The sequence below is a fragment of the Janthinobacterium sp. JC611 genome (assembly GCF_018682595.1).
In the GTDB taxonomy this organism is placed as follows: domain Bacteria; phylum Pseudomonadota; class Gammaproteobacteria; order Burkholderiales; family Burkholderiaceae_D; genus Janthinobacterium.
In genome coordinates, this window is record NZ_JAFLJN010000034.1 from 23,708 (window position 1) to 47,838 (window position 24,131).

25 protein-coding genes and 1 pseudogene are annotated in these 24,131 nt (G+C 67.8%); 16 read left to right on the plus strand and 10 right to left on the minus strand.

Annotation, left to right across the window (positions count from 1 at the left end; genetic code table 11):
• Positions 1–159: 159 nt before the first annotated feature.
• The 5 genes from J0O65_RS20760 to J0O65_RS20780 all read left to right on the plus strand — a co-directional run bounded on the left by J0O65_RS20760 (position 160) and on the right by J0O65_RS20780 (position 5,810).
• Positions 160–1,806, plus strand: a complete 1,647-nt coding sequence (locus J0O65_RS20760; RefSeq protein WP_251373876.1) for a DUF4394 domain-containing protein — start codon at positions 160–162, stop codon at positions 1,804–1,806.
• Positions 1,807–1,927: 121 nt separating this feature from the next.
• A complete protein-coding gene (locus tag J0O65_RS20765) occupies positions 1,928–3,208 on the plus strand; it encodes an arsenic transporter (RefSeq protein ID WP_215409107.1) in 1,281 nt (426 codons plus the stop codon).
• A 45-nt stretch (positions 3,209–3,253) separates the two neighbouring features.
• Positions 3,254–3,883, plus strand: a complete 630-nt coding sequence (locus J0O65_RS20770; RefSeq protein ID WP_215409108.1) for a Rossmann-fold NAD(P)-binding domain-containing protein — start codon at positions 3,254–3,256, stop codon at positions 3,881–3,883.
• Between the two features lie 46 nt (positions 3,884–3,929).
• On the plus strand, positions 3,930–4,379 hold the full coding sequence (locus J0O65_RS20775; protein WP_215409109.1) for a GNAT family N-acetyltransferase: 450 nt from the start codon (positions 3,930–3,932) through the stop codon (positions 4,377–4,379).
• A gap of 159 nt (positions 4,380–4,538) precedes the next feature.
• Positions 4,539–5,810: a glycosyltransferase gene (locus J0O65_RS20780; protein ID WP_215409110.1), complete on the plus strand. Its 1,272-nt coding sequence runs from the start codon at positions 4,539–4,541 to the stop codon at positions 5,808–5,810.
• A 9-nt stretch (positions 5,811–5,819) separates the two neighbouring features.
• On the opposite strand, the gene J0O65_RS20785 is transcribed toward J0O65_RS20780, so the two are convergent.
• From J0O65_RS20785 to J0O65_RS20805, 5 genes are all read right to left on the minus strand, one after another.
• Positions 5,820–6,767, minus strand: coding sequence for a DUF2145 domain-containing protein (locus J0O65_RS20785; RefSeq protein ID WP_502793583.1), 948 nt, complete (start codon positions 6,765–6,767; stop codon positions 5,820–5,822).
• On the minus strand, positions 6,764–7,195 hold the full coding sequence (locus J0O65_RS20790) for a hypothetical protein (protein ID WP_152253062.1): 432 nt from the start codon (positions 7,193–7,195) through the stop codon (positions 6,764–6,766). Before J0O65_RS20790 ends, J0O65_RS20785 begins: the two co-directional genes overlap by 4 nt.
• A 92-nt stretch (positions 7,196–7,287) precedes the next feature.
• Entirely contained in the window at positions 7,288–8,121 is an 834-nt protein-coding gene (locus J0O65_RS20795; RefSeq protein ID WP_215409111.1) for an HDOD domain-containing protein, read from the minus strand.
• 112 nt (positions 8,122–8,233) lie between these two features.
• Entirely contained in the window at positions 8,234–9,331 is a 1,098-nt protein-coding gene (locus tag J0O65_RS20800; RefSeq protein WP_215409112.1) for an acyl-CoA dehydrogenase family protein, read from the minus strand.
• 79 nt (positions 9,332–9,410) lie between these two features.
• On the minus strand, positions 9,411–9,716 hold the full coding sequence (locus J0O65_RS20805; protein WP_215409113.1) for a hypothetical protein: 306 nt from the start codon (positions 9,714–9,716) through the stop codon (positions 9,411–9,413).
• A 12-nt stretch (positions 9,717–9,728) separates the two neighbouring features.
• Between J0O65_RS20805 and J0O65_RS20810 the strand changes: the two genes are divergently transcribed.
• Positions 9,729–9,872 carry a type 2 periplasmic-binding domain-containing protein gene (locus J0O65_RS20810; RefSeq protein WP_215409114.1) on the plus strand — a complete coding sequence of 48 codons (144 nt, stop codon included), beginning with the start codon at positions 9,729–9,731 and terminating at the stop codon, positions 9,870–9,872.
• A 92-nt stretch (positions 9,873–9,964) separates the two neighbouring features.
• Here the strand turns inward: J0O65_RS20810 and gstA are convergent, their stop codons facing one another.
• Positions 9,965–10,579, minus strand: a complete 615-nt coding sequence (gene gstA / locus J0O65_RS20815; RefSeq protein WP_215409115.1) for a glutathione transferase GstA — start codon at positions 10,577–10,579, stop codon at positions 9,965–9,967.
• 360 nt (positions 10,580–10,939) lie between these two features.
• Between gstA and J0O65_RS20820 the strand changes: the two genes are divergently transcribed.
• Both J0O65_RS20820 and J0O65_RS20825 read left to right on the plus strand, forming a co-directional pair.
• A complete protein-coding gene (locus J0O65_RS20820; RefSeq protein WP_215409116.1) occupies positions 10,940–11,737 on the plus strand; it encodes a TOTE conflict system archaeo-eukaryotic primase domain-containing protein in 798 nt (265 codons plus the stop codon).
• Between the two features lie 148 nt (positions 11,738–11,885).
• Positions 11,886–13,118 (plus strand): hypothetical protein, encoded by a 1,233-nt coding sequence (locus J0O65_RS20825; protein WP_215409117.1) that lies wholly within the window; start codon positions 11,886–11,888, stop codon positions 13,116–13,118.
• 249 nt (positions 13,119–13,367) lie between these two features.
• Here J0O65_RS20825 and J0O65_RS20830 read toward each other — a convergent pair whose 3' ends face one another.
• Entirely contained in the window at positions 13,368–14,264 is an 897-nt protein-coding gene (locus J0O65_RS20830; protein ID WP_215409118.1) for a LysR family transcriptional regulator, read from the minus strand.
• Between the two features lie 124 nt (positions 14,265–14,388).
• Between J0O65_RS20830 and J0O65_RS20835 the strand changes: the two genes are divergently transcribed.
• Positions 14,389–15,543, plus strand: a complete 1,155-nt coding sequence (locus J0O65_RS20835; protein WP_251373877.1) for an agmatine deiminase family protein — start codon at positions 14,389–14,391, stop codon at positions 15,541–15,543.
• A 10-nt stretch (positions 15,544–15,553) separates the two neighbouring features.
• Positions 15,554–16,642 carry an agmatine deiminase family protein gene (locus J0O65_RS20840; protein WP_215409119.1) on the plus strand — a complete coding sequence of 363 codons (1,089 nt, stop codon included), beginning with the start codon at positions 15,554–15,556 and terminating at the stop codon, positions 16,640–16,642.
• Between the two features lie 19 nt (positions 16,643–16,661).
• Here the strand turns inward: J0O65_RS20840 and J0O65_RS20845 are convergent, their stop codons facing one another.
• Positions 16,662–17,723, minus strand: a complete 1,062-nt coding sequence (locus J0O65_RS20845; RefSeq protein ID WP_215409120.1) for an NAD(P)H-dependent flavin oxidoreductase — start codon at positions 17,721–17,723, stop codon at positions 16,662–16,664.
• An 87-nt stretch (positions 17,724–17,810) separates the two neighbouring features.
• On the opposite strand from J0O65_RS20845, the gene J0O65_RS20850 reads away from it, so the two are divergent.
• From J0O65_RS20850 to J0O65_RS27950, 3 genes and pseudogenes are all read left to right on the plus strand, one after another.
• Complete coding sequence (locus J0O65_RS20850) at positions 17,811–18,686, plus strand: LysR substrate-binding domain-containing protein (RefSeq protein WP_215409121.1); 876 nt, start codon at positions 17,811–17,813, stop codon at positions 18,684–18,686.
• Between the two features lie 56 nt (positions 18,687–18,742).
• Positions 18,743–19,430, plus strand: a pseudogene (locus tag J0O65_RS20855) (YbfB/YjiJ family MFS transporter).
• Entirely contained in the window at positions 19,427–19,582 is a 156-nt protein-coding gene (locus J0O65_RS27950; protein WP_251373878.1) for a YbfB/YjiJ family MFS transporter, read from the plus strand. The pseudogene J0O65_RS20855 and the gene J0O65_RS27950 overlap by 4 nt, the downstream one beginning before the upstream one ends.
• A 124-nt stretch (positions 19,583–19,706) precedes the next feature.
• Here the strand turns inward: J0O65_RS27950 and J0O65_RS20860 are convergent, their stop codons facing one another.
• Together J0O65_RS20860 and J0O65_RS20865 are read right to left on the minus strand one after the other, a co-directional pair.
• Complete coding sequence (locus J0O65_RS20860; protein WP_215409122.1) at positions 19,707–20,513, minus strand: alpha/beta fold hydrolase; 807 nt, start codon at positions 20,511–20,513, stop codon at positions 19,707–19,709.
• Positions 20,510–21,526: a M14 family zinc carboxypeptidase gene (locus J0O65_RS20865; protein WP_215409123.1), complete on the minus strand. Its 1,017-nt coding sequence runs from the start codon at positions 21,524–21,526 to the stop codon at positions 20,510–20,512. The genes J0O65_RS20860 and J0O65_RS20865 overlap by 4 nt, the downstream gene beginning before the upstream one ends.
• A gap of 209 nt (positions 21,527–21,735) precedes the next feature.
• Between J0O65_RS20865 and J0O65_RS20870 the strand changes: the two genes are divergently transcribed.
• From J0O65_RS20870 to J0O65_RS20880, 3 genes are read left to right on the plus strand one after another with little or no spacing between them, the layout of a single operon-like run.
• On the plus strand, positions 21,736–22,476 hold the full coding sequence (locus J0O65_RS20870; RefSeq protein ID WP_215409124.1) for a hypothetical protein: 741 nt from the start codon (positions 21,736–21,738) through the stop codon (positions 22,474–22,476).
• Positions 22,473–23,048: an RNA polymerase sigma factor gene (locus tag J0O65_RS20875; RefSeq protein ID WP_215409125.1), complete on the plus strand. Its 576-nt coding sequence runs from the start codon at positions 22,473–22,475 to the stop codon at positions 23,046–23,048. The genes J0O65_RS20870 and J0O65_RS20875 overlap by 4 nt, the downstream gene beginning before the upstream one ends.
• An 8-nt stretch (positions 23,049–23,056) precedes the next feature.
• The gene (locus J0O65_RS20880) at positions 23,057–24,034 is read left to right on the plus strand and encodes a FecR family protein (protein WP_215409126.1); all 978 of its coding nucleotides are present in this window, start codon (positions 23,057–23,059) and stop codon (positions 24,032–24,034) included.
• The last annotated feature ends 97 nt before the right edge of the window (positions 24,035–24,131 follow it).

Consider the following 24,131-nt stretch of genomic DNA (forward strand, 5'->3'; position numbering starts at 1 on the left):
CCGATTAAGTTGCTTAAAGACAATCAAAAACGCCAGAGGCAATACTTTTTTTTGCGCGGCCGCATCCAAACGCGCGCATGGCGGGTAGTACAGGAGTGCGCTCGCCGCGACCGCGGCCTGGGCGGCACTTCCCTTCACTCACTTACCGGAGTCACGCTCATGTCCACGCTGCCATCCTTGCCGTTCGCCAAGCTGCTGCTCGCTTCCGCCGTCGCCATGTCGCTTTCCGCCTGCGGGGGCGGCGGCCATGATGACGTCGTCGTTACGCCACCGCCGCCGGCGGTCGTCACGGGCGATGTCTTCGTGTTGACAGCCAGCAACAAACTGCTGTCGTTCGACCGCGCCACGCCCGGCACCATCCGCAGCACGGCCACCATCACCGGCTTGCAGGCGGGGGAAAACCTGCTGGGCATCGATTTCCGGCCCGCCGATGGCCAGTTGTACGGCGTCGGCAGCACGGGCCGCCTCTACACCCTGAATGGCGGCACGGGCGTGGCCACCCTCAAGGCCAGCCTGGCGGCCGACGCGGCCGACACCACTGCGCCATTCACGGCGCTGGCCGGCACGCAGTTCGGCGTCGATTTCAACCCCGTCGCCGACCGCCTGCGCATCGTCAGCGACACGGGGCAAAGCTTGCGCATCAATGTCGACACGGGCGCCACCACGACGGATGGCAACATCAACGGCGGCGCGGCGGGCAGCGCCATCACGGCCGCCGCCTATACCAACAGTTTCGCCGGCACGGCCAGCACCACCCTGTTTGTCATCGATGGGGCCAACGCCACCTTGTACACGCAAAATCCGCCCAACAACGGCACCCTGGCCGGCGCCGTGCCGCTGGGCGTGGCCGCGACCAGCGTGGCCGGCTTCGACATCGATGCGCGCACGAACACGGGCTACGCCGTCATGACGGTGGCCGGCGCGCGCAATCTGTACAGCGTCAACCTGGCGGCGGCCAGCGCCCCGGCGACCCTGGTGGCGGCCATCGGCGTGACGGAAGAGTTGCGCGGCATCGCCTTGAAGACGCCGGCTGCGCCCGTCGCCTATGGCTTGACGGACGACGGCCGCATCGTCACCTTCAAGACGGCCACGCCAAACACGCTCGATGCCAACGTGGCCGTCACGGGCCTGGCGGCGGGCGAGCGCCTGCTGGGCTTTGACATCCGTCCCAAGGATGGCTTGCTGTACGGTATTTCCTCTGCGGCGCGCATCGTCACCATCGACCCGGCCACGGGCGCGGCCACCGTCAAGGCGACGCTGGCGGCCGACGCGGCGGACGTCAGCGCACCGTACACGGCCATCGCCGGCACGGCCTTCGGCGTGGATTTCAACCCCGTCGCCGACCGCCTGCGCGTGATCGGCAACACGGGGCAAAGCCTGCGCATCAATGTCGACACGGGCGCCACCACCACCGACGGCGCCATCAACCGTGCCGGCGCGGCGCCCGTCGTCACGGCGGCCGCCTATACCAACAGCTTTGCGGGCACGGCGGCGACCATGCTGTTCGATATCGACGTGGCCAGCGCCAGTCTCGCGCTGCAAAATCCGCCCAACGACGGCACCCTGGCCAATGTGGGCCTGCTGGGCGTGGCGGTGGCGGGCGACGCGGGTTTCGATATCGCGGGCGGCGCCAACGGGCTGGCGCTGGCCGCCCTGCGCACGGCGGCCGGCGGCCCCAGCTCCCTGTACCGCATCGACCTGGCGACGGGCGCGGCGGTGCCGATCGGCGGCGCGGCCACGCCGGCCGCCTCCGCCATCGGCAATGGCACGGTGGGATTGAGCGATATCGCCATCGCCCTGAAATAAGGCAGTTCCGTCGCGGCCTTTGCATTCATTCAATCATTCCACTATTATGGAATTATTGTTGACATTCACAGGCTGCGGCGCATGGTGCCCGCGACGCCGCACCGCAAGGGAACCTCGCCGCATGCTGACCGCTTTCCTCATCTTTCTCGCCACCTTAATTCTCGTCATCTGGCAGCCGCGCGGCCTGGGCATCGGCTGGAGCGCCGTCATCGGCGCCTGTGTCGCCTTGCTGGCCGGCGTGATCCACTGGGGCGACATCCCCGTCGTCTGGCATATCGTGTGGAATGCCACCGGCACCTTCGTTGCCGTGATCATCATCAGCCTGCTGCTCGACGCGGCCGGCTTCTTCGAATGGGCGGCGCTGCACGTGGCGCGCTGGGGCGGCGGCAGCGGCAGAAAACTGTTCGTGCTGCTGGTCTTGCTGGGCGCGCTGGTGTCCGCCGTGTTCGCCAATGACGGCGCCGCGCTGATCCTGACGCCCATCGTCATCGCCATGCTGCGCGCGCTGAAGTTTTCCGCGAAAGCCACGCTGGCCTACGTGATGGCGGCCGGCTTCATTGCCGACACGGCCAGCCTGCCGCTGGTGGTGTCGAACCTGGTGAACATCGTGTCGGCCGATTTCTTCAAGATCGGTTTCGCCGAGTACGCGTCCGTGATGGTGCCCGTCAACGTCGTCGCCGTGCTGGCCACGTTGGGCGCCTTGCTGCTCTTTTTCCGCCAGGACATCCCGCGCGACTACGATGCCTCGCAGCTGAAACGCCCGCACGCCGCCATCCGCGACTTGCCCACCTTCCGCGCCGGCTGGCTGGTGCTGGCGCTGCTGCTCGTGGGTTTTTTCTCGCAAGAAAGCCTGGGCGTGCCCATCAGCCTGATCGCCGCCGTGGGCGCCGCGCTGCTGCTGGGCGTGGCCGGCAAGGGCCACGTGATTTCCACGCGCCACGTGCTGCGCCATGCGCCATGGCAGATCGTCGTCTTTTCGCTGGGCATGTACCTGGTCGTGTACGGCTTGCGCAATGCGGGCTTGACGGCTTACCTGACGGGCATGCTGAACCACTGCGCACAATACGGCGTGTGGGGCGCGGCCATGGGCACGGGCGTGCTGACGGCCGTATTGTCGTCCGTGATGAACAACCTGCCGACGGTGCTGGTGGGCGCGCTGGCCATTGACCCGACGACGGCGCAGGGGGCCGTGCGCGAAGCGATGATTTACGCCAACGTCATCGGCAGCGACCTGGGGCCGAAGATCACGCCGATCGGCAGCCTGGCCACCTTGCTGTGGCTGCATGTGCTCGACAGCAAGAACATCCACATTTCCTGGGGATACTATTTCCGCGTCGGCATCGTGCTGACCGTGCCCGTGCTGCTGCTGACCCTGGCCGCACTGGCGCTGCGCTTGTCCTGAGTTCCGTGTATGGTGGTGGCTGACAGCAACTTTAACTGGAAAGCCATGAAATTACTGCTTGTGGGCGCCACCGGCCTGGTGGGCCGCGAAGTGCTGCGCCTGGCGCTCGCCGACGCGCGCGTCAGCACGGTGGTGGCGCCGGTGCGCAAGGCCTTGCCGCCCCATGCGAAACTGCACGCGCCCCTCGTCGATTTCGATCGATTGCCGCCTGACGCATCCTGGTGGCAGGCGCACGCCGTCATCTGCACCCTGGGCACGACCATGAAGGTGGCCGGCACGCGGCAGGCGTTCTTGCGCGTGGACCACGACTATCCGCTGGCCGTGGCGCGTCTGGCGCTGGCGGCGGGCACGCGCACGTATGCGCTCAATTCGGCCGCCGGCGCCAACGCCGCTTCGCGCATCTTCTATAACCGCGTCAAGGGCGAGCTGGAACGCGACCTGGAGCAGCTGGGTTTTGCCTCGCTCACGCACGTGCGGCCGGGCCTGATCGGCGGCGAGCGCGACGTGGCGCGCGCGGGCGAGGGCGCCGCCTTGCGCCTGCTGCGCGTGCTGGGACCCGTGCTGCCGCGCCGCTGGCGCATCAATCCCGCGCCGCGCATCGCCAGCGCCTTGCTCGAAGCGGCGCTGGCCGGCGCGCCGGGCGTGCACGTGGTGACGTCGGAGCAGCTGCTGTGAGTGCGCGCCCGTGTAATTTCCCTTCCTGTTTCTGAAAAGGATAGCAATGCAGACAGTACGCCCTTACCAGGCCAGCGACCGCGACGCCTGCCTGGCCCTCTTCGACGGCAATACGCCGCGCTTTTTCGACCCGTCCGAGCGCGCCGACTTTGCCGCCTGGCTCGATACTTCGACGCATCCCTACCTGGTCATTCTGCGCGACGGCCGCATCGTCGCCTGCGGTGGCCATGCGCTGGAGGCGGGCGGCAGCGTCGCCAGCCTGTGCTGGGGCATGGTGGCGCAGGACGTGCATGGCCAGGGACTGGGCCGCGCGCTGACGCAGGCGCGCCTGGACGCCATCCGCGCCGTGCCGGGAATCGCCAGCGTGCGCATGAATACCAGCCAGCACACGCAAGGCTTTTATGCGGGCTACGGTTTCGTGACGGTCAACGTGACGCCGGACGGCTTCGGGCCCGGCATCGATCAATGGGACATGGTACTGCAACTGCCGGTGTAGCAGCGGCAGGCATGACGCCGTACCGTGCTCAGTAATTGATTGAAATGCTAACGTTAATCGCTTACTATCGCCGGGTGTTTCAACTAGGAAAGATACCCATGCACCCCTCGTTCTTGCTTGATTTTCCGCCGAAGATTGCCGCCAGGCAAGGATGGCTGCATGGCTGACTCATCCCCGCTCGTCATCGTTGCCAGCAGCGGCACCGGCGGCGACATGCAACCGTTTGTCGCGCTGGCGCAGGCCTTGCAGCAACGGGGGCGGCGCGTGCTGCTGCTGGTGCCAGGCTGGCAGGAAGCGGCGGCGCTGGCCTCAGGGCTGGCGTATCGCACCTTCGGCAGTGCGGCAGAGGGGCAGGCCATGCTGGGCGATCCGGGGCTGTGGGATGAGCGCAAGGGCTGGGGCGTGGTCTGGCGCGGCCTCGTGCCGCACCTGGGCGCCGTGCGCGACGTGGTGCAAGGCTTGCCCGACGGTGAAGAGTGCGTGGTGCTGTGCCACCCCTTCCTCGTGCCGATGGCCGCCCTGGCGCGCTCAGTACGCCCGGACCTGCGCATCGTCGCGGCCTATCTGGCGCCATCGAACCTGTGCAGCAGCCATGATTTCCTGGCGGCCGGCTCGCTGCGCATTCCCGGCTGGGTGCCGCTGGCCTGGCGCCAGGCCCTGTGGCGGCTGCTCCACCGCGGCATGGTCGACCCGGTGCTGCTGCCCGGCCTGAACGGGGCGCGCGCGCAGCACGGACTGCCGCCCGAAGCGCATTTTTTTGCGCATATGCTGGCCGCGCCGGATGCCTCGCTGGGACTGTTTCCCGCCTGGTTCGCCGCCCCGCAGGCGGACTGGCCGCCGCATTTCGTGCAAGCCGGTTTCCCCGGCGCCGCCCCGCATGGCGCTGCGGCGCTGCCGCCGGCGCTGGAACGCTTTATGGGCGAGGGCGAGCCGCCCATCGTCTTTACGCCCGGTACCGGTCACCAGCACGCGCAGCGCTATTTCAGCATCGCCCTGGACGTGTTGCGGCGGCTGGGACGGCGCGGCCTTTTCCTCACGTCCCATGCGGCGCAGGTGCCGCAGCACTTGCCCCCCAGCGTGATGTGGCAGGCGCACGTGCCGTTTGCGGCGCTGCTGCCGCGCGTGGCGGCCGTGGTGCACCACGGCGGCATCGGCACCAGCGCGGACGCCTTCCGCGCGGGCATCCCGCAACTGATCGTGCCGTTCGCGTACGACCAGTTCGATAACGGCTGGAGGATCAAACGGCTCGGCGTGGGCGATGTCTTGCTGGCCAGGCGCTTGTCGGCCGGGCGCATGCGGCGGCAGCTGGCGCGCCTGCTGGCCGCGCCCGAAGTGGCGCTGGCGTGCGGCGAGGTGGCCCGCCGCATGGGGCAGGGATTGGCGCCGGCACACTTGCTCGATCAGGTCGAAGCGGCGCTCGCCGCTGCTTAGGGACTGTCGTCAGCGACTGTCGTGCGGCGTATCGTCGAGGGCGATGACGCGGTCGTTCGGGCCGGGCACGCAGCCGTCGGCGATGGGTTCCCAGCCGCGGTGCACCACCACCTGCTTGCCGTCGTGGCAGATTTCCACGCGTTCGCTGGCGGGCAGGCGCTGGCGCGCGAACGCTTCCAGGCTGGCCGGCAGGCTCACCGCCAGCCGCATCGAGCGTATCGCCTCGGGCGGATGGTCGTCCATGTGCACGAGGGGCACGAAGATGGAGCCGAGCATCAGCCAGCGCGCACCCACGTCGACGGCGGCGGGGTTGTAAGGCGCGGCGCGCAGCCAGTCCTGGGCACGCGCGCGCAAGTCGCCGCCCGCAGCCAGCTCACCCCAGGCCGAGGCCAGCAATTCCACCACCCACTGATTGCAATTCTGGTATTGCAGGCTGAACGCATAGGCGTTGGCGCTGTAGCGGCCCGCCAGCAACTGCTGCACGCGCACGGGGTCGAGCAGGGCCCGGCGCAGGGGCGGCACGCTTTCGGCCGGCAGTTTCACGACAGAGATGTAGCCGAGCGACGGATTGTCCGTGCCCATGGCGAAACCGGCCGTGCCCTGGTCGAAGATGCGCGGGCGGCCTTCGTCGCAGGCGTAGTACAGCTGGCGCGCGGACCAGCCGCTGTCATTGTCGTGGCGCCAGGCCAGCGCGGCGTGCGAATAGCGGATGCCGAAGCGGGCCAGGTCCAGGCCCGAGCGGCTGATCAGGGCCACGCCGCCTTCGGTGGCGGCCAGTTCCTCGCGCACGACGGCGGCAAAGCGCAACAGCCGGTCCTGTTCCGTGGCCGTGAGTTCCTGGGCGCGGTCGCAAAAGCGCGCGGAGGCGAGAGAAGTGCCCGCCTGCGCCGCGCCGACGCTGAAGATGGCGCAAACGGCCAGAAGCAGCGCCGGGCGGCGCGAGAAAAAGCGGATCAAAGGCTGACGGGACGCGTGGCCAGTTCGCCGTACCAGTCGTCGGCCAGCACGAGGAAGAAGGCGGCGCGCGTGTCGTTGCGCGAGAATTCGATGCCGTAGGCGCGGTTTTGCGCATGCACCACGTCGCCTTGCGCCAACTGCTGCTTGTCGAGCGCCGCCTGCGGCAAGTCCAGCACCAGCGGCGTTGCCGTGGCGTCGGCCTGCATGGTCAAACGCGTCATGCCGTCGCGGCCCGGCACGGCGGCCACGTCGATGATGCGGTAAGGGCCATTGGCCACCTTGTTGTCGCGCGAAGAGCTGTTGCTCGAACCGTTGAGCGAATCGGAAATGCTGCCGCTCGACTGGGAACCGGCGCTGGAGGCCGAGGAAACGAAGCTGTCGGCGTTGGCGTTGCACGCCATGGTCAGGGCTGCGGCCAGGCCGAGCATGCGTAAGGAGGTAGTCAAGGCAGTTTTCCAGTGGGCGTCAATGAAAGCGGACCGGGTCCATCCCGGCCCGCGCCATCATAGCAGATCGGCCGTTAGCTGAGCAGTACCTCGATCAGGCCCTGCGCCTCGGCCGATGGCTGCGTGCGCAGCGCCTGCAGCACGGGGTCGTGCTCCAGATAGGCTTGCAGCGCCTCGCTGACGGTGATGCTGGCCTGCGGCAGCGGCGAAGGGACGGGCGAGAGCGCCTTGGCCAGCAGCAGGGTGTCGCGCAAGCCTTCGGGCGGCAGCATGATGGTCGAGCCAGGCAAGGCATTGACGGCGTCGGCCACCGCCTGCGGCACGCCCAGCTGGCGCATCAGCGCGCGGCCGATCACTTCCAGCGTGGACGCCATCTGCGTTTCCAGCTGGGCGTACAGGCCCGGGGTCTTGTCGGCCTGGGCCAGCATATAAAAGCCGGCTACTTCATGCACGATGCCGGCGAACAGGGCCGTATCGGCATCCGTCCGCGTGACGGCGCCGGCCAGCGCATGCGCCAGCGCCGCCACATGCACGGTGTGCGCCCACAGTTGGGTGGCGCGGGCGCGCAGGGCTGCGTCGCGGATGCCCGCGTTCAGCTGGCGGATCACGGCCGCCGTCGCCAGCGCATACAGGTTGCGGTGGCCCAGCCGCTCGACGGCGGCGCGCACGCTGGTGATGGCGGGCGCCTGGCCCGGCGCGAACAGGGCCGAATTGGCCAGCGCCACGGCGCGCGCCGACAAGGTCGGTTCGCACAGCAGCAGCCGGCTGATGTCGGCCGAGTGGCAATCCGGATTGGCCAGTTCCTTTTGCAGGAGCAGGGCCGTATTGATGCTGGTGGGAAAGGCCAGGGTTTCCGTTTCGGCGCTGGCCAAAAGTTGCGCCAGGCTGCTGAGCGTGTTGACGTGCATGGATGGGGGCCGGAAAGTCGTGATGCCCGATATTATCAGGCAATTGCCGCTTGCATGGCGTACGCATGCCGAAATGGCGACGATGCATGCCGTGCATGAGCCGATGCCGGTACTACGGCAGCAGCAGGGCATGCTGGCTGGCCGTGTGGAAATCGCGCCACACGCGGTTGATGGCGCTGTCTTCGCGCGCCGCATACAGGCCGCAGTACGGATACAAGCCGTCGACGGCCGAGCGCGCGACGGCCACCAGGGCCAGCGAACTGTCCTGCACGGCTTGCATGCCTTCCGCGTCGAGCACCGCGCCGCCGTCCACCTGCGCCCAGCTGTCGTCCAGCACGGCGTAGAAACGGGCGCGGGCGCCGGCAAACGCGTCTTTCCTGCCTTGCAGCATGGCGGCCACTGCCGGCACCTCCAGCAACGGCAAGCCGGCGCGCGCATGGCGGCGGTGGCGCATGCATTCCTCGGCCAGTTGCATGAAGTGGCTGGCCATGCCGGCCACGTTGGCGGCCAGGGTCGCGTAGGCGAGCGAATAAAACGGGTAGCGGTACAGCGGGCCATCGGCCGTCGCGGCGGAGGGATCAATGGTGAAACCATATTCCTTGGCAAGCCATGCGCCGTCGATGCGGTAGCTGTGCGAGGCGCTGGCGCGCATGCCGATGCTGTTCCACGACGGCACCAGCTGCACCAGCGCGGCGGGCACGAGGAAGGCGCGGATGCGGGGCTGGCCGTTCGCATCGAGCAGGGGCTGGCCATCGCGCCGCAGCCGCGCGTTCAGGGTGAAGTGCGTGGCCATCGGCGCGCCGCTGGCGTAGTCCCAGCCGCCCGTGATGCGGTAGCCGTCGCCTTCTTCCTCCGCATGACCGGTGGCCGCGCCGCTGCCGCCCAGACAGACGCGGGGCGTGCCGATGATGGCGCGCGCCAGTTCCGGCGCCAGAAAGCCCGCGAACCAGCCCGCGCCCGCGCACAGGGTCAGCACCCAGCCCATGCTGCCGTCGGCGGCGGCCACGGCTTCTTCCAGGCGCACCACTTGCGGCAAGGGCAGTTCCGCGCCGCCCGCGCCGCGCGGCGCCAGCATCGTCAGCCAGCCGCGCTGGTGCAGCAATGCTTGCTGGGCCGGATGCAGGAAGCGGGCGGCGTCTGCCGCCTGGGCATGGCGGGCGATGCGGCGGGCGTCGCGCGCGGAAAGGGTATCGATGGCAGCGTGCGGCATGGGCAGAATCCGGCAATGGCGAAGGCGGGCATTTTCGCACGGCGCGGGGGCGGGGGCCAGCCCGCTGTTGTTGCGTCCGTCACGGCGAGGGGGCGCGCAAGCGTTCGCCCTTGCCTATGGGCAGCGCGCCCAGCGCCAGCGGCGCCGCGCCGGCCGGGAAGGTTGCCGTGATGGCGTAACGGTCGAGCAACAAGCCGCCGAGCGTGGCGCCCGGCATGATGGCGAGCTGGATGGCCGCGACGATCAGATCGCCTGCGCTTTCCGGCGCAGCGCGCATCTCCCGGCTCAGCCAGGTGAACCAGGCCACGGGGATGGCCGCATTCAGCGCGCCCCAGGCCGCCATCGCCAGGCCGGCGCCCCAGATCGCATCACGGCCTTCGACCATCCGGCCGACACCGTGCTCTGGCCGAAACTGGCGAAGTTGCTGCGCGATCATCCCGCCATCACGGTGGAAATCGACGTCAATTATGTGCTGGTCGATATCGTTGCCGAACGTTTCGACGCGGGCGTGCGCTTCGGCGACCAGGTGCCAGGGACATGATCGCCGCGCGCATCGCGCCCGATCAAGGGATCGTCCAAGGGATCGTCGTCGCCAGCCCGGACGTGCGCGATGGGTGCGCCGGACGGCGCCGCTCAGGCGGCCTCGGCCAGTCCTTCCGCCGCCAGTGCCGCCTTGACGCTGTCGCGCCGGCCCACTCTTGCGAGGAAGGCTTGCACATGCGCCAGCGCGGACAAGTCCACGCCCAGGCCCGGCGCCCAGCCCGTGATGACGAACAGATAGGCGTCGGCCACCGTGAACGTGTCGCCCGTCAGGTAGGCCTGGCCTTCCAGGCGGCTGTCGATCCACTTGTATTTCTTGCCCAGTTGCTCGATGAACAAGGACTTGGTGGCGGCGTCGATGCGGGAGTCGAACAGCGGACTGAACGATTTGTGCAGCTCGGACGTGATGTAGTTCTGCCATTCCAGCACCTTGTAGCGCGCAAAGGTGCTCACCGGCGGCAGCAGGTCCTGCCGGCCCGCCTGTTCGGCGACGTACTGGGCGATGACGGGGCCTTCGCTCAAGGTCGTGCCATCGTCGAGCGCCAGCAGCGGCACCTGGCCTTTCGGGTTGAGCTCGTAGTAATTGCGGCCTTCCTGCGTGCGGTGCTGGCCAAGGTCGACCTTGACCAGCGTGAACGGCATGCCCGTTTCGTACAGGACGATGTGCGGTGCCTGCGAGCAGGCGCCCGGCGAGTAAAAGAGTTTCATGGCGATCCTTGAACAGGTGGTGAAGCCGCCACTATAGTCCTGCGACGCCGCATGGTAAATGCGTGTTCGCATGGCGACTGTCACCGCACGGTGATGGATTGCGCTGGCTCAAACCCGGGGATGGCGCACGGTGTCGAGCAGCAAGGTAAACGCGGGCGATGGCCGGCTTGTCGCGTCGGGCGCTGAGCAGGGCCAGCTCCGCCTCGATCTCGCCGAAGCGGGGCGCCACCGTGCTCAGCAACTGTTCGCCGTGGCCAGCGGGCGGGTGTTGGGCGCCGGATGGACGGGTGCGCCAAGGCCGGGGCGGCTATAATCTGGGCACGTTGGCAAGTGTTGCTCAACGTCATTACGAGGCCGCCCATGCATAAACTGATTTCCGAACTCACCCGTTTATATTTGTTCGATGAACAGCAGCAATATGTCGATGGGGAGGGCGGCGCGCAACCGCTGTCGCCGGGCGTGCTGGCGCGCCACTTGTCGGGCGAGCACACGGTGGCGGTGCCGCTCGTGAGCGAGGGCGGCCTGACGCGCGCGCTGGTGCTGGAGTTTGGCGGCAAAGGCGGCGGCGAGGCGCACTGGAGCGCGCTGTGCACGATCGCCAATGCCGTGCAGCACGAACTGGACTTGCCGGCGCCCGCCGTCAGCATTTCCGGCACGGCGTTCCAGCTGTGGCTATCGCTGGCCACGCCCGTGCCCGCCGCCCAGGCGCGCCAGTTCGTGCAGCTGCTGCGCGCCACCTTTTTGCCTGCCTCGACCGACATCCTCGCCGCCGCGCCGCCGGCCGACGTGGAACAGGTGGCGCTGCCGCCGTGCCTGCAGCCGTCGGGCAAGTGGGCCGCCTTCATCCATCCCAGCATGGGCGCCGCCTTCGTCGACGAACCGGGCCTGGACATGCCGCCGCCGCCCGCCGCCCAGCTGGGCTTTCTGGAGGGCTTGCGCAGCATCAACCCGGCTCAGTTCGCGCAGGCGCTGGCGAAATTGCAGGGACATGCGGGGCTGGCGGATGCCGCACCCGCGCCTGTCCCCATGGCCGCCCCGCCTGCGGCCTCGTCCGCCACCGCGCCCGGCTTGCTGCTGCAGGACGCCACCTTGGAAGACATCGTGCGCTGGCTGCATGCGCGCAACATTGAACCGACCTTTCGGCATCGGCTGCCCTGATCGTCCGGCTTGTCGTCGGCAGCCTTGAACAATTGTTGTGGAAATGCAACCAGTGAAATAAATCACCCGCGCGTGGCATTTGGAGATTGTCTTTCTGGTATGGCGGCAGGAAGATGCAAACTCTTCAATTCCAAAAACGGGGATGGCCATGAAACGTACACGTCTTGTTGCCGCAGCGCTGATCTTGTCGCTCGAATGCTCCACCGCCTTTGCTGTCGTCTCCGTCAAGAGCCTGACGGCCAATATACAGAAGGAAAAGAATGCCGTTGACCTGGGCAACGAGCTGAATAGCTTTTTCAAGAATGGCGGCTGTGTCTTGCCCAAGGAGTTGACGAAAAAGCTGGACAAGAAGGACAAGGCCTACATTCCTGGCGAGCTGAAGAGCATACTGGCCAGCGACCTGGTGGCGGAAGTCGACAAGTATTCGGGCCAGAGCGTGTTGCGTGTACTGAATACGGCCATCTTCGTCGATACGAAATCGAGTGCCCGGCAGGTGACATTGACCGGTGCGGAAACCTATACGGGCTACGACCCGCTGCGCAATATGGATACGCAGACGAATAATTTTGCCTATGCGATGGATTGCTCGGGCTTTCTCAATTCGTCCATCAGCGTTGCCGGCGGCATTTCCGGCAATGACGGCGCCATCGCCGCAAAGAATGCGCTGGAGACAAAAAAATCCATGCTGGCGGTTAAGGCCTCCGTCTTTTCCCCGATTGCGCTGGCGCTGGCGCCCGATATCGGCGGCAATCTGACTCGCCGCCAGCGCATCAGCGTGCTGTACTCGCTTTCGCGGGAAATCCGCGGCGCGGACCCCGCCGCGCCCGACAGCACCAAGGTGTCGTCGGGCAGGATGTTTCCCGCCGTGTGGATTTCCAGCGCGGGCGCATCGTCGTTCCAGGGCCAGACTACGCTGTCTGGCAATGCCGGTGCGGGGATCGGCGTGCTATCGGCCTCCGCGAATACGGCTGGGAACGCGACTTTCTCTAAGAGCATTTCGTTCAGCCAGTTTGATACCTATATCATCAACTCGCAGGAAATTTCTACGGTGGAAGCCGATTTGAAGACCATACACGAGACGGTCGTCCAACTGGTCAACTCCACGCCCAATGCCACGCGCCTGGTGCAGGTGGATCAATCGTTCCAGGTGGCTTTCGACTTGCCGCGCCTGATCTGCCAGAAAAGCTGGACGATACGCAGTGCCAGGACGCCTGATGTGCTGCTGCCTGGCACGGTACAGGCCTCCGATGGGCAGTCCGGCTGCGAAATGACGATCAGACCCGCAGCGCCATTGGCCAATGACGAAACCGGCCTGGTCCTGGAAGCGGCAAGCGACTTGACGCCGGAACTCAGGTTCGTGCTCAAGGCGCCGATGCGCTAGCCTGGCTGGCGGCGATGGCCCTGGTGGCCTGCGAGAAAGCCGTGCAGATCGTGTATGAGTTGCGCCTGCGCTCGCCGGAGAAACAGCACTAGCTCTGGATGGACAGAGTCCAGCTGCAATTGCATGGCGCGTTGAGCAGTCCACATTGCCCGATGTGCTGCCGGCGGACGAGTATCCGCCGTGGCCGGGTTTGCGGCTGTGGCAGAACCGCAAGCCGTGTTTGTCGCCACGCGCTTGGCTTGACGCCGCTCAAGGCGAGGGCGCCGCTCCCTGCGCGCGCAGCCAGTCGAACACGTGCCCGACGATGGGCGAACGGGGGGGCTGCGCCACGCCCGACAACCACCAGGTGGCGCCCGGCACCCTGGGATAAGCGGGCAAGACGTGCAACTGGCCGCGCGCCAGGCTGGCATCGACCAGCAGGCGTGGCAGGCAGGCGATGCCGCGCCCGTCGAGCGTAGCGTCCAGCAACAGGCGCGCATCGTCGTAGATGGCGCGCTTGCGAAAGCGCGCCAGCGGCCCCAGGAACAATGGCGCCGTCGCGTCGCCCGTCAGGCTTTCTTCCAGGCACACCAGATCCGCGTGCAGGTGATGCGCCTCCTGCGGCACGCCGGCCAGCCGCGCCGCCAGCTCGCTGTTGGCCACCATCACCCATTCATCGTGCAGCAGGGGGATTTCCTGCAAGTCCGGCTGCAGCAGGGGGCGGTTGCCGATGGCGATGTCGACGTCGATCTCGTCGACGAAGCGGGCGCTCTCATCCACCGACAGCAGCAAGCACAATTCCGGCAGCAGTGTTTCCAGTTCCCGCAGCCGGGGCTGCAGCCAGCCGTGCAGCACGGGCGCCGGACACACCAGTACAACCAATCCCGGATCGAGATAGGTGGCGATGCGCCCCAGGCCGCTGCGCAGCACGGTCATCGAGCGCTGCACGCTGCGCAGCAGCACTTCGCCCGCCACCGTCAGCTCCACGCCCCGCCCGGCGCGGCGGAACAGCGGCTGCTTGACTTGTTCTTCCAGCAATTGCACCTGGTGGCTGATGGCCGACTGCGTCACGTGCAGCTCGTCGGCCGCGCGCGAGAAATTGCCGTGGCGGGCGGCCGCCTCAAAGCCCATCAACAGTTTCAGCGAAGGAATGCGATGTTCTGACATATGAGCAAACTTAATGAATTTGGGTAAATCATATCATTTGTTTTCATATCTTGACCGCGCCACAATGCCGTGCATGCCAGCGCATCGGCTGCGCGGCACACTGACTAACCAATCAAGGATGGATATGAACACACGTCGATATTTCTTGCGCCATTGCATGCTGGGCGGCAGCGCGCTGGCCATGGGCGGCTTGCTGGCCGCTTGCGGTGGTGGTGCGGCGGAAACTGGCTCCGTCGCGCCATTGCCTCCGATTAATAGCGGCGGCGTTCAACAGGCCGACGGCTGGCGCATGCCCGACGAGGCCGAAGCCCACAAGGCCACGTGGATGGCGTATGGCGCCTCGGACGCCGTGTGGACGCGGGCGCAAGTGCCGCAGGTGCAACTGGCGCTGGCGCGCATCGCCAATGCGATAGCCGCCTACGAACCCGTCAACATGCTGGTGCGGCCGGCGGAACTGGCCGGCGCGCGGCAATTGCTCGACGCGCGCGTGAACCTGATTCCCGCCGAGATGGACGATGTCTGGATGCGCGACACGGGCCCCGTCTTCGTGCGCAAGCCGAACGGCGAGCGGGCCGGCGTGAAGTTCAATTTCAATGGCTGGGGCAACAAGCAGCAGTCCGGCAAGGATGGCCAGGTGGCCGACGTGGTCGCCGCCCAGGCCAAGGTGCCGTTGCTGGCCACGCGCCTGGTGCTGGAAGGGGGCGCCCTGGAAGTCGATGGCAAGGGCACGGCCATCATCACGGAAAGTTGCGTGCTCAACAGCAACCGCAACCCGGGCTGGAGCAAGGCCGACTGCGAAGCGGAATTGCAACGCCTGCTGGGCGTCCGCAAGGTCATCTGGTTGCCGGGCATCAAGAACAAGGACATCACGGATGCCCATACGGACTTCTACGCCCGCTTCGTGCGCCCCGGCGTGGTGGCGGCGCACCGCGAGATGGACCCGGCATCGTACGATTACGCGCTGACCCGGCGCCACCTGGACATCCTGCGCGGCGCCACCGATGCGGATGGCCAGCCGCTGCAGATCGTCGTCATCGACGGCCCCGAGAAAATTCGGGCTGGAAACAACCCGAACACCTTCGCCGCCGGCTACATCAATTACTATGCCACCAGCGGCGCCATTTTCCTGCCGGAATTCGGCGATGCGCAAGCGGACGCCAGCGCCAGGGCGCAGTATGCGCAGCTGTATCCGGGGCGCGCCGTGATCCAGATCAATATCGACCCCATCGCGGCCGGTGGCGGCGGCATCCATTGCACCACGCAGCAGGAAGCGGCATAAGGAGAACAGCATGCAACGACGACATTTTCTGGCCAGCGCCCTGGGCCTGGCGGCCGGCGCCGCCGCTTTGCCGGCCTTGCCCGTGCTGGCGGCGGGCGAGGGCTGGCGCATGCCTGACGAAGCCGAAGCCCACAAGGCCACGTGGATGGCTTTCGGCGCGAATGACGATGTGTGGGGCCGGCGCCTGAAGGCGGGCGCGCAGGCGAACCTGGCGCGCATCGCGCAAGCGATCGCCAGCGTCGAACCCGTGCACATGCTCGTCAACGAAGAGGACTACGACGTGGCGGCTCGCCTGTGCGGCAACAAGGTCAAGCTGCTGGTGCAGCCCATCGACGACCTGTGGATGCGCGACACGGGCCCCGTCTTCGTCAAGAAGGCGGGCGGGGCGCTGGCCGGCGTGCATTTCAATTTCAATGGCTGGGGCGAAAAGCAGGAGTGCGACGACGATGCGCGGGTAGCCCCTTTTGTCGCCGGGCGCGCCGGCGTGGCCGTGCTGGAAAGCAGCCTGGTGCTGGAAGGGGGCGGCATCGAGGTCGATGGCCAGGGCACGGCCATCATCACGGAAAGCTGCGTGCTCAACGATAACCGCAATCCCGGCGTCGGCAAGGCGCAATGCGAACGGGAACTGCGCCGGCTGCTGGGCATCGAGAAAGTCATCTGGCTGCCCGGCATCGCCGGCCAGGACATCACCGACGGCCATACGGACTTCTATGCGCGCTTCTGCGCCCCCGGCGTCGTCGTGGCCGGCTTCGACAGCGACCCGGCGTCGCCCGAACGGGCCGTCACCCGGCGCCACCTCGAGATCCTGCGCAAGGCCACGGATGCGCGCGGCCATCCGCTGCAGGTGGTGGTCCTGCCCGGCCCGGGATATGTTCGCCCGCGCTACGAAAACAAGGATTTCGCCGCCGGCTACATCAATTTTTATGTCTGCAACGGCGCCGTGCTGTGTCCGGAATTTGGTGATACGGCAGCCGACCGCAACACCAAGGCCATCCTGCGCGAACAGTTCCCCGGGCGCGACATCGTGCAACTGAACATCGACGCCATCGCGGCCGGTGGCGGCGGCATCCATTGCACCACGCAGCAGCAGCCGGCGTGAGGCGGATGGCCCCGGAAAGTCAGGCCGCCATTTCCCGCGCCAAGGCGGCGACCAATTGCGCCGCTTTCATTTCCCGCGCCAGCGGCGCCCCCTGGCCGGCCCAGTGCGCGGCAAATTCGCTGTTGCCGTGCTGGCTGGCCAGCGCGTTCAATCGTTTGGCGGCGTCGTAGGCGACGGGATAGTCGGCCGGCGGCGGGCCGCCCGGCGCTTCGGCGTATTCGATGTAGCGGTTGACGATGCCGCGCGCCAGGCGGCCCGAGAGCGCGCCGGTCAGGCGCGTGCTGGCCGCCCGTTCGCTTTGCAGCTTGGCGCGGTAGCCCGCATTGGCCGCCGATTCCGGACACAGCACGAACGCCGTGCCCAGCTGGGCGGCCACGGCGCCCAGGTCCAGCGCGGCGCGGATGCCTGGTCCATCCATGATGCCGCCGGCGGCGATCAGGGGCAGGGCGGTGCGGCCCGCCAGCAGGCGCAGCAGCACGCTGGTGCTGTGGCGTTCGTCCGGCGCCTGCGGATCGAAGACGCCGCGATGGCCGCCCGCTTCCACGCCCTGCGCCACGATGGCGTCGACCCCCGCCTGTTCGATCAGGATTGCTTCGCGCACGCTGGTGGCCGTGGCCAGCGTGTAGATGCCGGCCTGGCGCAGGGCGGCGATCTGCTGCTGCGTCGGCAAGCCGAAATGGAAGCTGACGACGGCGGGACGCAGTTCCAGCAACAGCTCGAACGCCGCCTCATCGCCGAGAAACGTTGGATAGATCTCGTCGAGCGCCACCGGCACGGCCGCGCCCAGCTCGGCAAACAGGGGCGCCAGATGGGCCAGCCAAGCCGCTTCGCGCCGCGCATCCCTGACGGCCGGCGCATGGCAGAACACATTCACATTGAAGGGCTTGTCCGTCAGCGCGCGCGTGTCGTCGATCGCCTGGCGCGCCTGCGCCACCGTGCCGGCGCCAATCGCCAGCGAACCGAGGCCGCCCGCCTGCGAGACGGCGGCGGCCATGCGCGGCGTGGAGACGCCCGCCATCGGCGCCTGGATGATGGGCCATTGCAAACCGAGACGGTCGAGGAAGCGCAGGATTGACGTCATGATGTTTCCTTCATGAAGTTGAGGATGTCGCGCAATGTTCGAATTTTGAGAATATAGTATAGCAATTATTTCAAAAAAGAGAATGTAATGGACCTCGACTCCCTGACGATCTTTTGCACCGTGGCCAGTGAGCTGAGCGTCACCCAGGCTGCGGCCAGGCTGGCTCGTGCGCCGTCCAGCGTCACCACGCGCATCCAGCAGCTGGAAGCCGATATCGGCGCCGCACTGTTCGTGCGCACGAACAAGCGCATGGCCCTGACGGCGGCGGGCGAGCGCTTTCTCGCGTATGCGCAGCGTTTGCTGGCGCTGGCGGAAGAGGCCAGGCACGTCGTCACGGGCGGGCGCGAGGGCGGCGCCTTGCGTGTCGGCAGCATGGAAAGCGCGGCCGCCAGCCGCCTGCCGGCGCTGCTGGCCGCGTATCACGCCCGCCATCCGGCGACGCGGCTGGCGCTGAGCACGGGGCCGTCGCGCCCCCTGATCGAGCAAGTGCGCACGGGCTTGCTCGACTGCGCTTTCGTCGCTTTGCCGCCGGCCTTTGGCGGCGCCGCCGCCCTGGCGGACTTGGGCCTGGCATCGACGGCCGTGTGGCGCGAGGAACTGTGCCTGCTGCTGCCGGCCAGCGAAGCGCAGGCGCGCCGCGCCGTGGACGTGCGCACGCGCTCGCTGGCGGCCTTCCCGCAGGGCTGCACCTATCGCGGCATCGCCGAGGACTTGCTGGGGGTGGCCGGCAGCACGCAGTGGCGGGTGCAGGAGCTGAGTTCGTATCACTTCATGATCGCCTGCGTGGCGGCCGGCGCCTGCGTGACCGTGCTGCCGACCAGCGTGCTGGCGCTGTCGGACGCGCCGGCCACGCTGGCGACTATTTCCGCCGGGCAGGTGGACACGGTGCTGGTGTGGCGCGCCGGATTCGACGTGCCCGCCTTTCAACACTTGCTGGCGCTGCTAGGCGAGGCGGCGCCGTGAGCGCGCCGGCCTGGCTGCGCGCGGCCTTCGCGGCGGCGGCCATCCTCGCCATCGGCATGGGTTTCGGCCGCTTCGCCTTCACGGCCATCTACCCGCACATACGCGGGGAGGGCGCGTTGACCTTGCGCTACGGCAGCCTGGCCGCCTCGGCCAACTATGCGGGCTATCTGCTGGGCGCCATCCTGGCCATGCGCGCGCGGGCGCACGGCGCGCACCGGCTGTGCCTGGGCGTGCTGGCCTTGCCGATGCCGGTCTGGCTTTTCGTGACGGTGCGGGGCGTGGCGGGCGTCTTCAGCGCCCTGGCCATGGTGGCAGCCTCGCTGTGGCTGCTGGTGCAGCGCCGGCATGTGGCTGCTGCTGGCCGGCGTCACCGTGCTGCTGGGGCTGGCGGCCGCACCGTCCATTGCAGCCGGTGGCCTGGCCAGCCCGGATGAAACGGCGATACCCGCCGCATCCGCGCTGGCGCCCGTGGCGCCCTGGCCGCTGGTGCTGATCTACGGTTTGGCGGGACTCGGCTACATCGTCACGGCCACGTATCTGCCCGTGCTGGCCAGGACGGCCTTGCCCGATCTCGATTCCGCCCACGTGTGTGCCATGTTCGGCCTGGGCGCGGCGCCTTCGTGTTTCCTGTGGCACCGGCTGCACGAGCGCCTCGGCACGCGCCAGGCGCTGCGGCTGAATCTGGCACCGTCGGCTGCCGGCTATCCGCGCAGCGGGCGGCAGTCAAGGCAGGCGCCAACATGATGGCCATCATGACGGTGGTCTACAGCGTGGGGCGGATCATCGGCCCCGTGCTGGCAGGCAGCCTGCAGGCGCAGTCGCACAGTTTCAGCAGTGCGCTGCTGGCCGCCGCCAGCGCGCTGCTGCTGGCGATGATCGTGAGCCTGCGGCTGTAAAACGCAGAGACGAAATGTGCGGCGCATGAAGCCGGGTCGCAGCGCGTTGAGCCTGGCGGCGGCCGGCACATGTGCTCGTGCACGCCGGTTTGCACCAGTTCCGCCAGTTGCTCTGTTTGCTCGCTTATCTGCATGATGATTGCGCTGTGTGTGTGCTGTCATGGCCTGTCGCTTCCGCCCCCAGCCACCTCGCCACCGATTGCGCCACCCATGCCCCCTCGTCGAGCGGCAAGTCGTGGCCGGCGTCGCGGTGGATCAGGCAATCGGCCTGCCAGGCGCGCGCCAGGCGCTGCGAGCAGCGGTGGTCGACCAGCCGGTCTTGCGCGCCGGCCATCACCAGCACGGGCATGCCCGGGCGGACGCCGGGCGCGCGGTAGCGGGCGGCCGACAGCAGCTGGCGCAGCGCGTTGCGCCGGCTGACCGGGTATTCCTGCTGGTAGCTCAACCAGTCGGCCAGCAGCGCGGGGTGGCCGCCCGCATGCCGGCGGCTCGTCAGGCGCAATATCAATGCTTCCTGGCTGGCTGGGTCGCCCAGCAGCAGCTGGCGCAGCAGGGCGCCATAGTTTTGCCAGCGCAGGCGCCGGTAAAACGGGCTGTACGGGCGCATGCTGGTGTTGATGAGCACGCAGCGGGCGATTTCCTGCGGGTAGCGGTGAGCCCATTCCACGGCCACCATGCCGCCCAGCGACAGGGCCAGCAGGTGATAGGGCGGGGCGATGGCGCGCGCCAGCAAGTCTGCGCGGCAGCTTTCCACCATGGCGGCCACGCGGGTGGCGCTGTCTTCGCCGTGGCGCGTGCCATTGCCGGGCAAGTCCGGCGTGACGATGCCGGCGCCGGGCAGGGCGCGCGCCAGGGTGGCGGGGAAGCTGCCCCAGTGGCGCTGTTCGCGCATCAGGCCGCGCAGCAGGACCCAGGTGGACGACCCGCTCATGATTCGTACCATTGCGCCAGCGCGCGCCGGCGCTGCGCCTTGCGCTGCAAGCCTTCCGGCATCCAGCGGCCGTGGCTGCTGGCGGCGCGCATGAGGAAATCGAACCACACCAGATGCCGGCGCAGCACGCGCTGCAGGCGGTGCGCGGCGGTGGGGTTGAAGAGGCTGACCCGGTTGAACAGCTGGCGCGGGTTTTTCTTGACCCAGCGCCACGAGCCCATTTCCAGGGTCAGCGGCAGGAACACGCGCCCGCTGTAGCTGGTGCCGTTCAGGTACAGATAATCCCACAGGTCGCCATGCGTGCGGTATTGCCGGCTTTGCGGCTCGAACACATAGTTGTGGTTGGGGTAGCTCTGGCTGAACAGCTCTTCCAGCGCGCCGATCTCGGCCAGGTGTTCGATCGGCACCTTGGTATGCGCATGGGGGAACCAGATGCGGTCGCGCAAGCCGAAACCGGAATGGCAATCAAGGGCGATGCTGAACTGGCGCGACAGCAATTCGCGCTCGACGAGCTCGCACACGGCGGCGCTTTCCGCCTCCATCGCCGCGTCTGGCGCGCCGCGGTACCAGGGCAGGCGGGCACTGTAGCGCTGTCCACCGAGCATGAACGGCACTTTTTCGCGCGCGCTCAACGGCGCATTGCGCATCAGGTCCACGCCGCGCGGATTGCAGCGCGTGGCTTGCCACATGCCGCCCGGATTAACCAGCGGCATGAACACGAGGCGCATGCGTTCCAGCTGCTGGTGCAGGGTGGCGTCCCAGCGCAGGCGCGCGACCAGGCTTTCCAGGAAGGACAGCAGCACTTGCGTGCCGATGCGTTCGAGGCCGTGGATGCCGCCGAAAAAGCCCAGCACGGGCACGTCGGGGGCCGGATTGCCCAGCGCAATCGTGTACACGGGAAACTCGCGCCCATCCATGGCGATGCTGCAGGGCGCAGCCACTTCCAGGTGGCTGCCGCCCTCGTCGATGAGGCGCTTCAGCATGACCAGCTCGGGCAGATTCTTTTCGATCATCAGGCGTCTGAATGGGAATGTGACAGCCAGTGTAGCCGAAATCGTTGCCGCGGCAGACGTCTCGCATGGCGAAATTTATTGACCGCAAGCATGTCACGAAGCCGTCATTTTTTGTGTGTAGGCTATTGCAGTTGATGCAAGAATTGTTACTTGGCAATGCCTTGTTTTCACGCGCTTCCACCCTCACACGATAGCGACTCGATAGCGATATGACAGGCAGCCCGGCATCCGTCCATGTGCTTGCGCTGGCGGGATACCTGGTACTGCTGGGTTTCCTGGCCGCGGTGGGCCCGGTGCGGGCGCAGCCGGCCGACGCTCCCGTGCTGCAGTTCGATATCGCCGCGCAACACCTGGGCGACGCGCTGGACCTGTACAGCCGCCGCACCGGCATCGCCGTGCTGATGGACCAGCGCTACGCGCAGCGCCAGTCGGCCGCCGTGCGCGGCGCCCATGCGGCTGGCGCGGCCCTGCAAGTCTTGCTGGCGGGCACTGGGCTGCAATCGCGCCTGTCCGGCGCGCAAGCCGTCATCGTGTACGCCCCGGCCGGCGCAGGCGCTGCCACCGCGTCGGAGCTGCCGCCGGCCGCCGTCGTGGCCGCCGCCGACATCCCGGGCGCCACGCAGGGCGGCGGCGACCATGCGGCCTATGTCAGCCGGCTGCAGCACGTGCTGCTGGGCTTGCTGTGCCGCGCGGCGCAGACGCGTCCCGGCGGCTACCGCCTGGCGCTGCAGCTGTACCTGGACCGCGCCGGCGTGGTGGACCGCGTGCACCTGCTCGACAGCACGGGCTTGCGCGCGCGCGACACGGCGATTGCGCGCCTGGTGCTGGGCATGCGCGTGGGCGCGGCGCCGCTGCCGTCGATGCCGCAACCCGTCTCCATCCTGCTGCTGCCGCAAGGCCCGGGCAGCGAAGTCGATTGCGCCAGCGCGCCGGCCGGGGCCGCGCCATGAGCATGCCCGACCTGCGCACCAGGCTGAAACGCCACCTCAGCTCGCGCTACGCCGTGCTGCGCTGGCGCCTGGAACGGGTGGTCGGCTGCAAGCATCACGCGGCCGATGCGCTGCAGGAAACCTGGCTGCGCCTGGAAGCGATGGTGGCGCCAGGCCCGGCTGCCGCGCCCGTCCACAATCCCGACGCCTACCTGCTGCGCATGGCGGCCAATATCGCCACCGATGCCTACCGCCGCGACCGCGTCATCGTCACCGAGCGCGAACGCGAAGAGCTGATGCACCTGGCCGACGAGGCTGGCGACGACATCAGTGACCCCGCGCGCATCGTCGCGGCGCGGCTCGACGTGCAGGCGCTCGACGCGGCCCTGGCGGGCCTGTCGCCGCGCCGCCGCGCCATCCTGACGGCGGCGCGCATCGACGGCATGCTCAACGCGGACATCGCCGAGCGCTTCGGCATTTCCGTGGCGATGGTGAAGAAAGAATTGCAGGCCGCCATGCAACACTGTAAAACGTGCATGGCCGACGCCGAGGCCGCCCAGCGCAGCGATGTGTCGGGCCGCCGTAAATATTGATGAATGCCATGACTGCTCCTGACCGCGATCCACGCGACCCTTCCAATGCCGCCGACGGCGATGCCGACATCGGCCGGCAAGCCGCCGCCTGGTGGGCGCGGCTGCGTTCCGACGATTTCACGCAGGCCGACGCCGACGCCTTGCGCGCCTGGTGCGCGCGCAGCCCCGAGCATGCGCGCGCCTGGCGCGAACTCCAGCAAGTGTGGCAGGCGCTGGCCCCCGCGTTGGAGCGCGCCGCCGCGCCGCAGCAGGCGAACGTGCTGGCCTTCCCGGCGCGCCCCGGGCGCCGGGCTTTTCTCGGCGGCGCGCTGGCGGCCGGCGTGGCCGTGCTGGCCCTGCGTCCGCCGCTGGGGGCCTGGCCATCGCTGCAGGAGTGGAGCGCCGACTACCGCACGGGCACGGGCGAGCAGCGGCAGGTGGCCCTGTCGCAACAGATGACGGTGCAGATGAATACGCAGACGCGCATCGACGTGCGGGCGCCGGAAGCCATCGAACTGCTGGGTGGTGAGGCGGAAATCCTCGCCAGCGGCGCGCGCCAGCCCGTGTCGGTGGTGGCGGGAGCGGGGCGCCTGCTGGCGCAGTCGGCCCGCTTCAACGTGCGCCACACGGATGACACCGTGTGCGTCACCTGCCTGGCGGGCGCCGTGCAAGTGCAGTGGCAACAGCACCGCCTGACCCTCGATGCGGGTCAGCAACTGGTGTATGACGAGCGGGGCGTGCAGGCGGCCACGGCCGCGCCAGCGGAGGAAGCCAGCGCGTGGCGCACGGGGGCGCTGTCGTTCGTCGGCAAGCCGCTGGCCGAGGTCGTCGATGAAATCAACCGCTACCGGCCCGGCCGGGTGCTGCTGCGCAATGCCGAACTGGGCCGCCGCCTCGTGCGCATGCGCTTTTCCATCGCGCAAACCGATGGCGCGCTGGCGATGATACGCGACCTGTACGGCGCGCAAATGACCAATCTGCCAGGCGGCATCGTGCTGCTCAGCTGATCCCGTGTTTCCCTTGGGCTGGCTTATTTAAAAATATTTTTCAAAAAACATTATCCCTTCCGCCGCCCAGCTACGTCATGGAGGCATGGACGCCTGC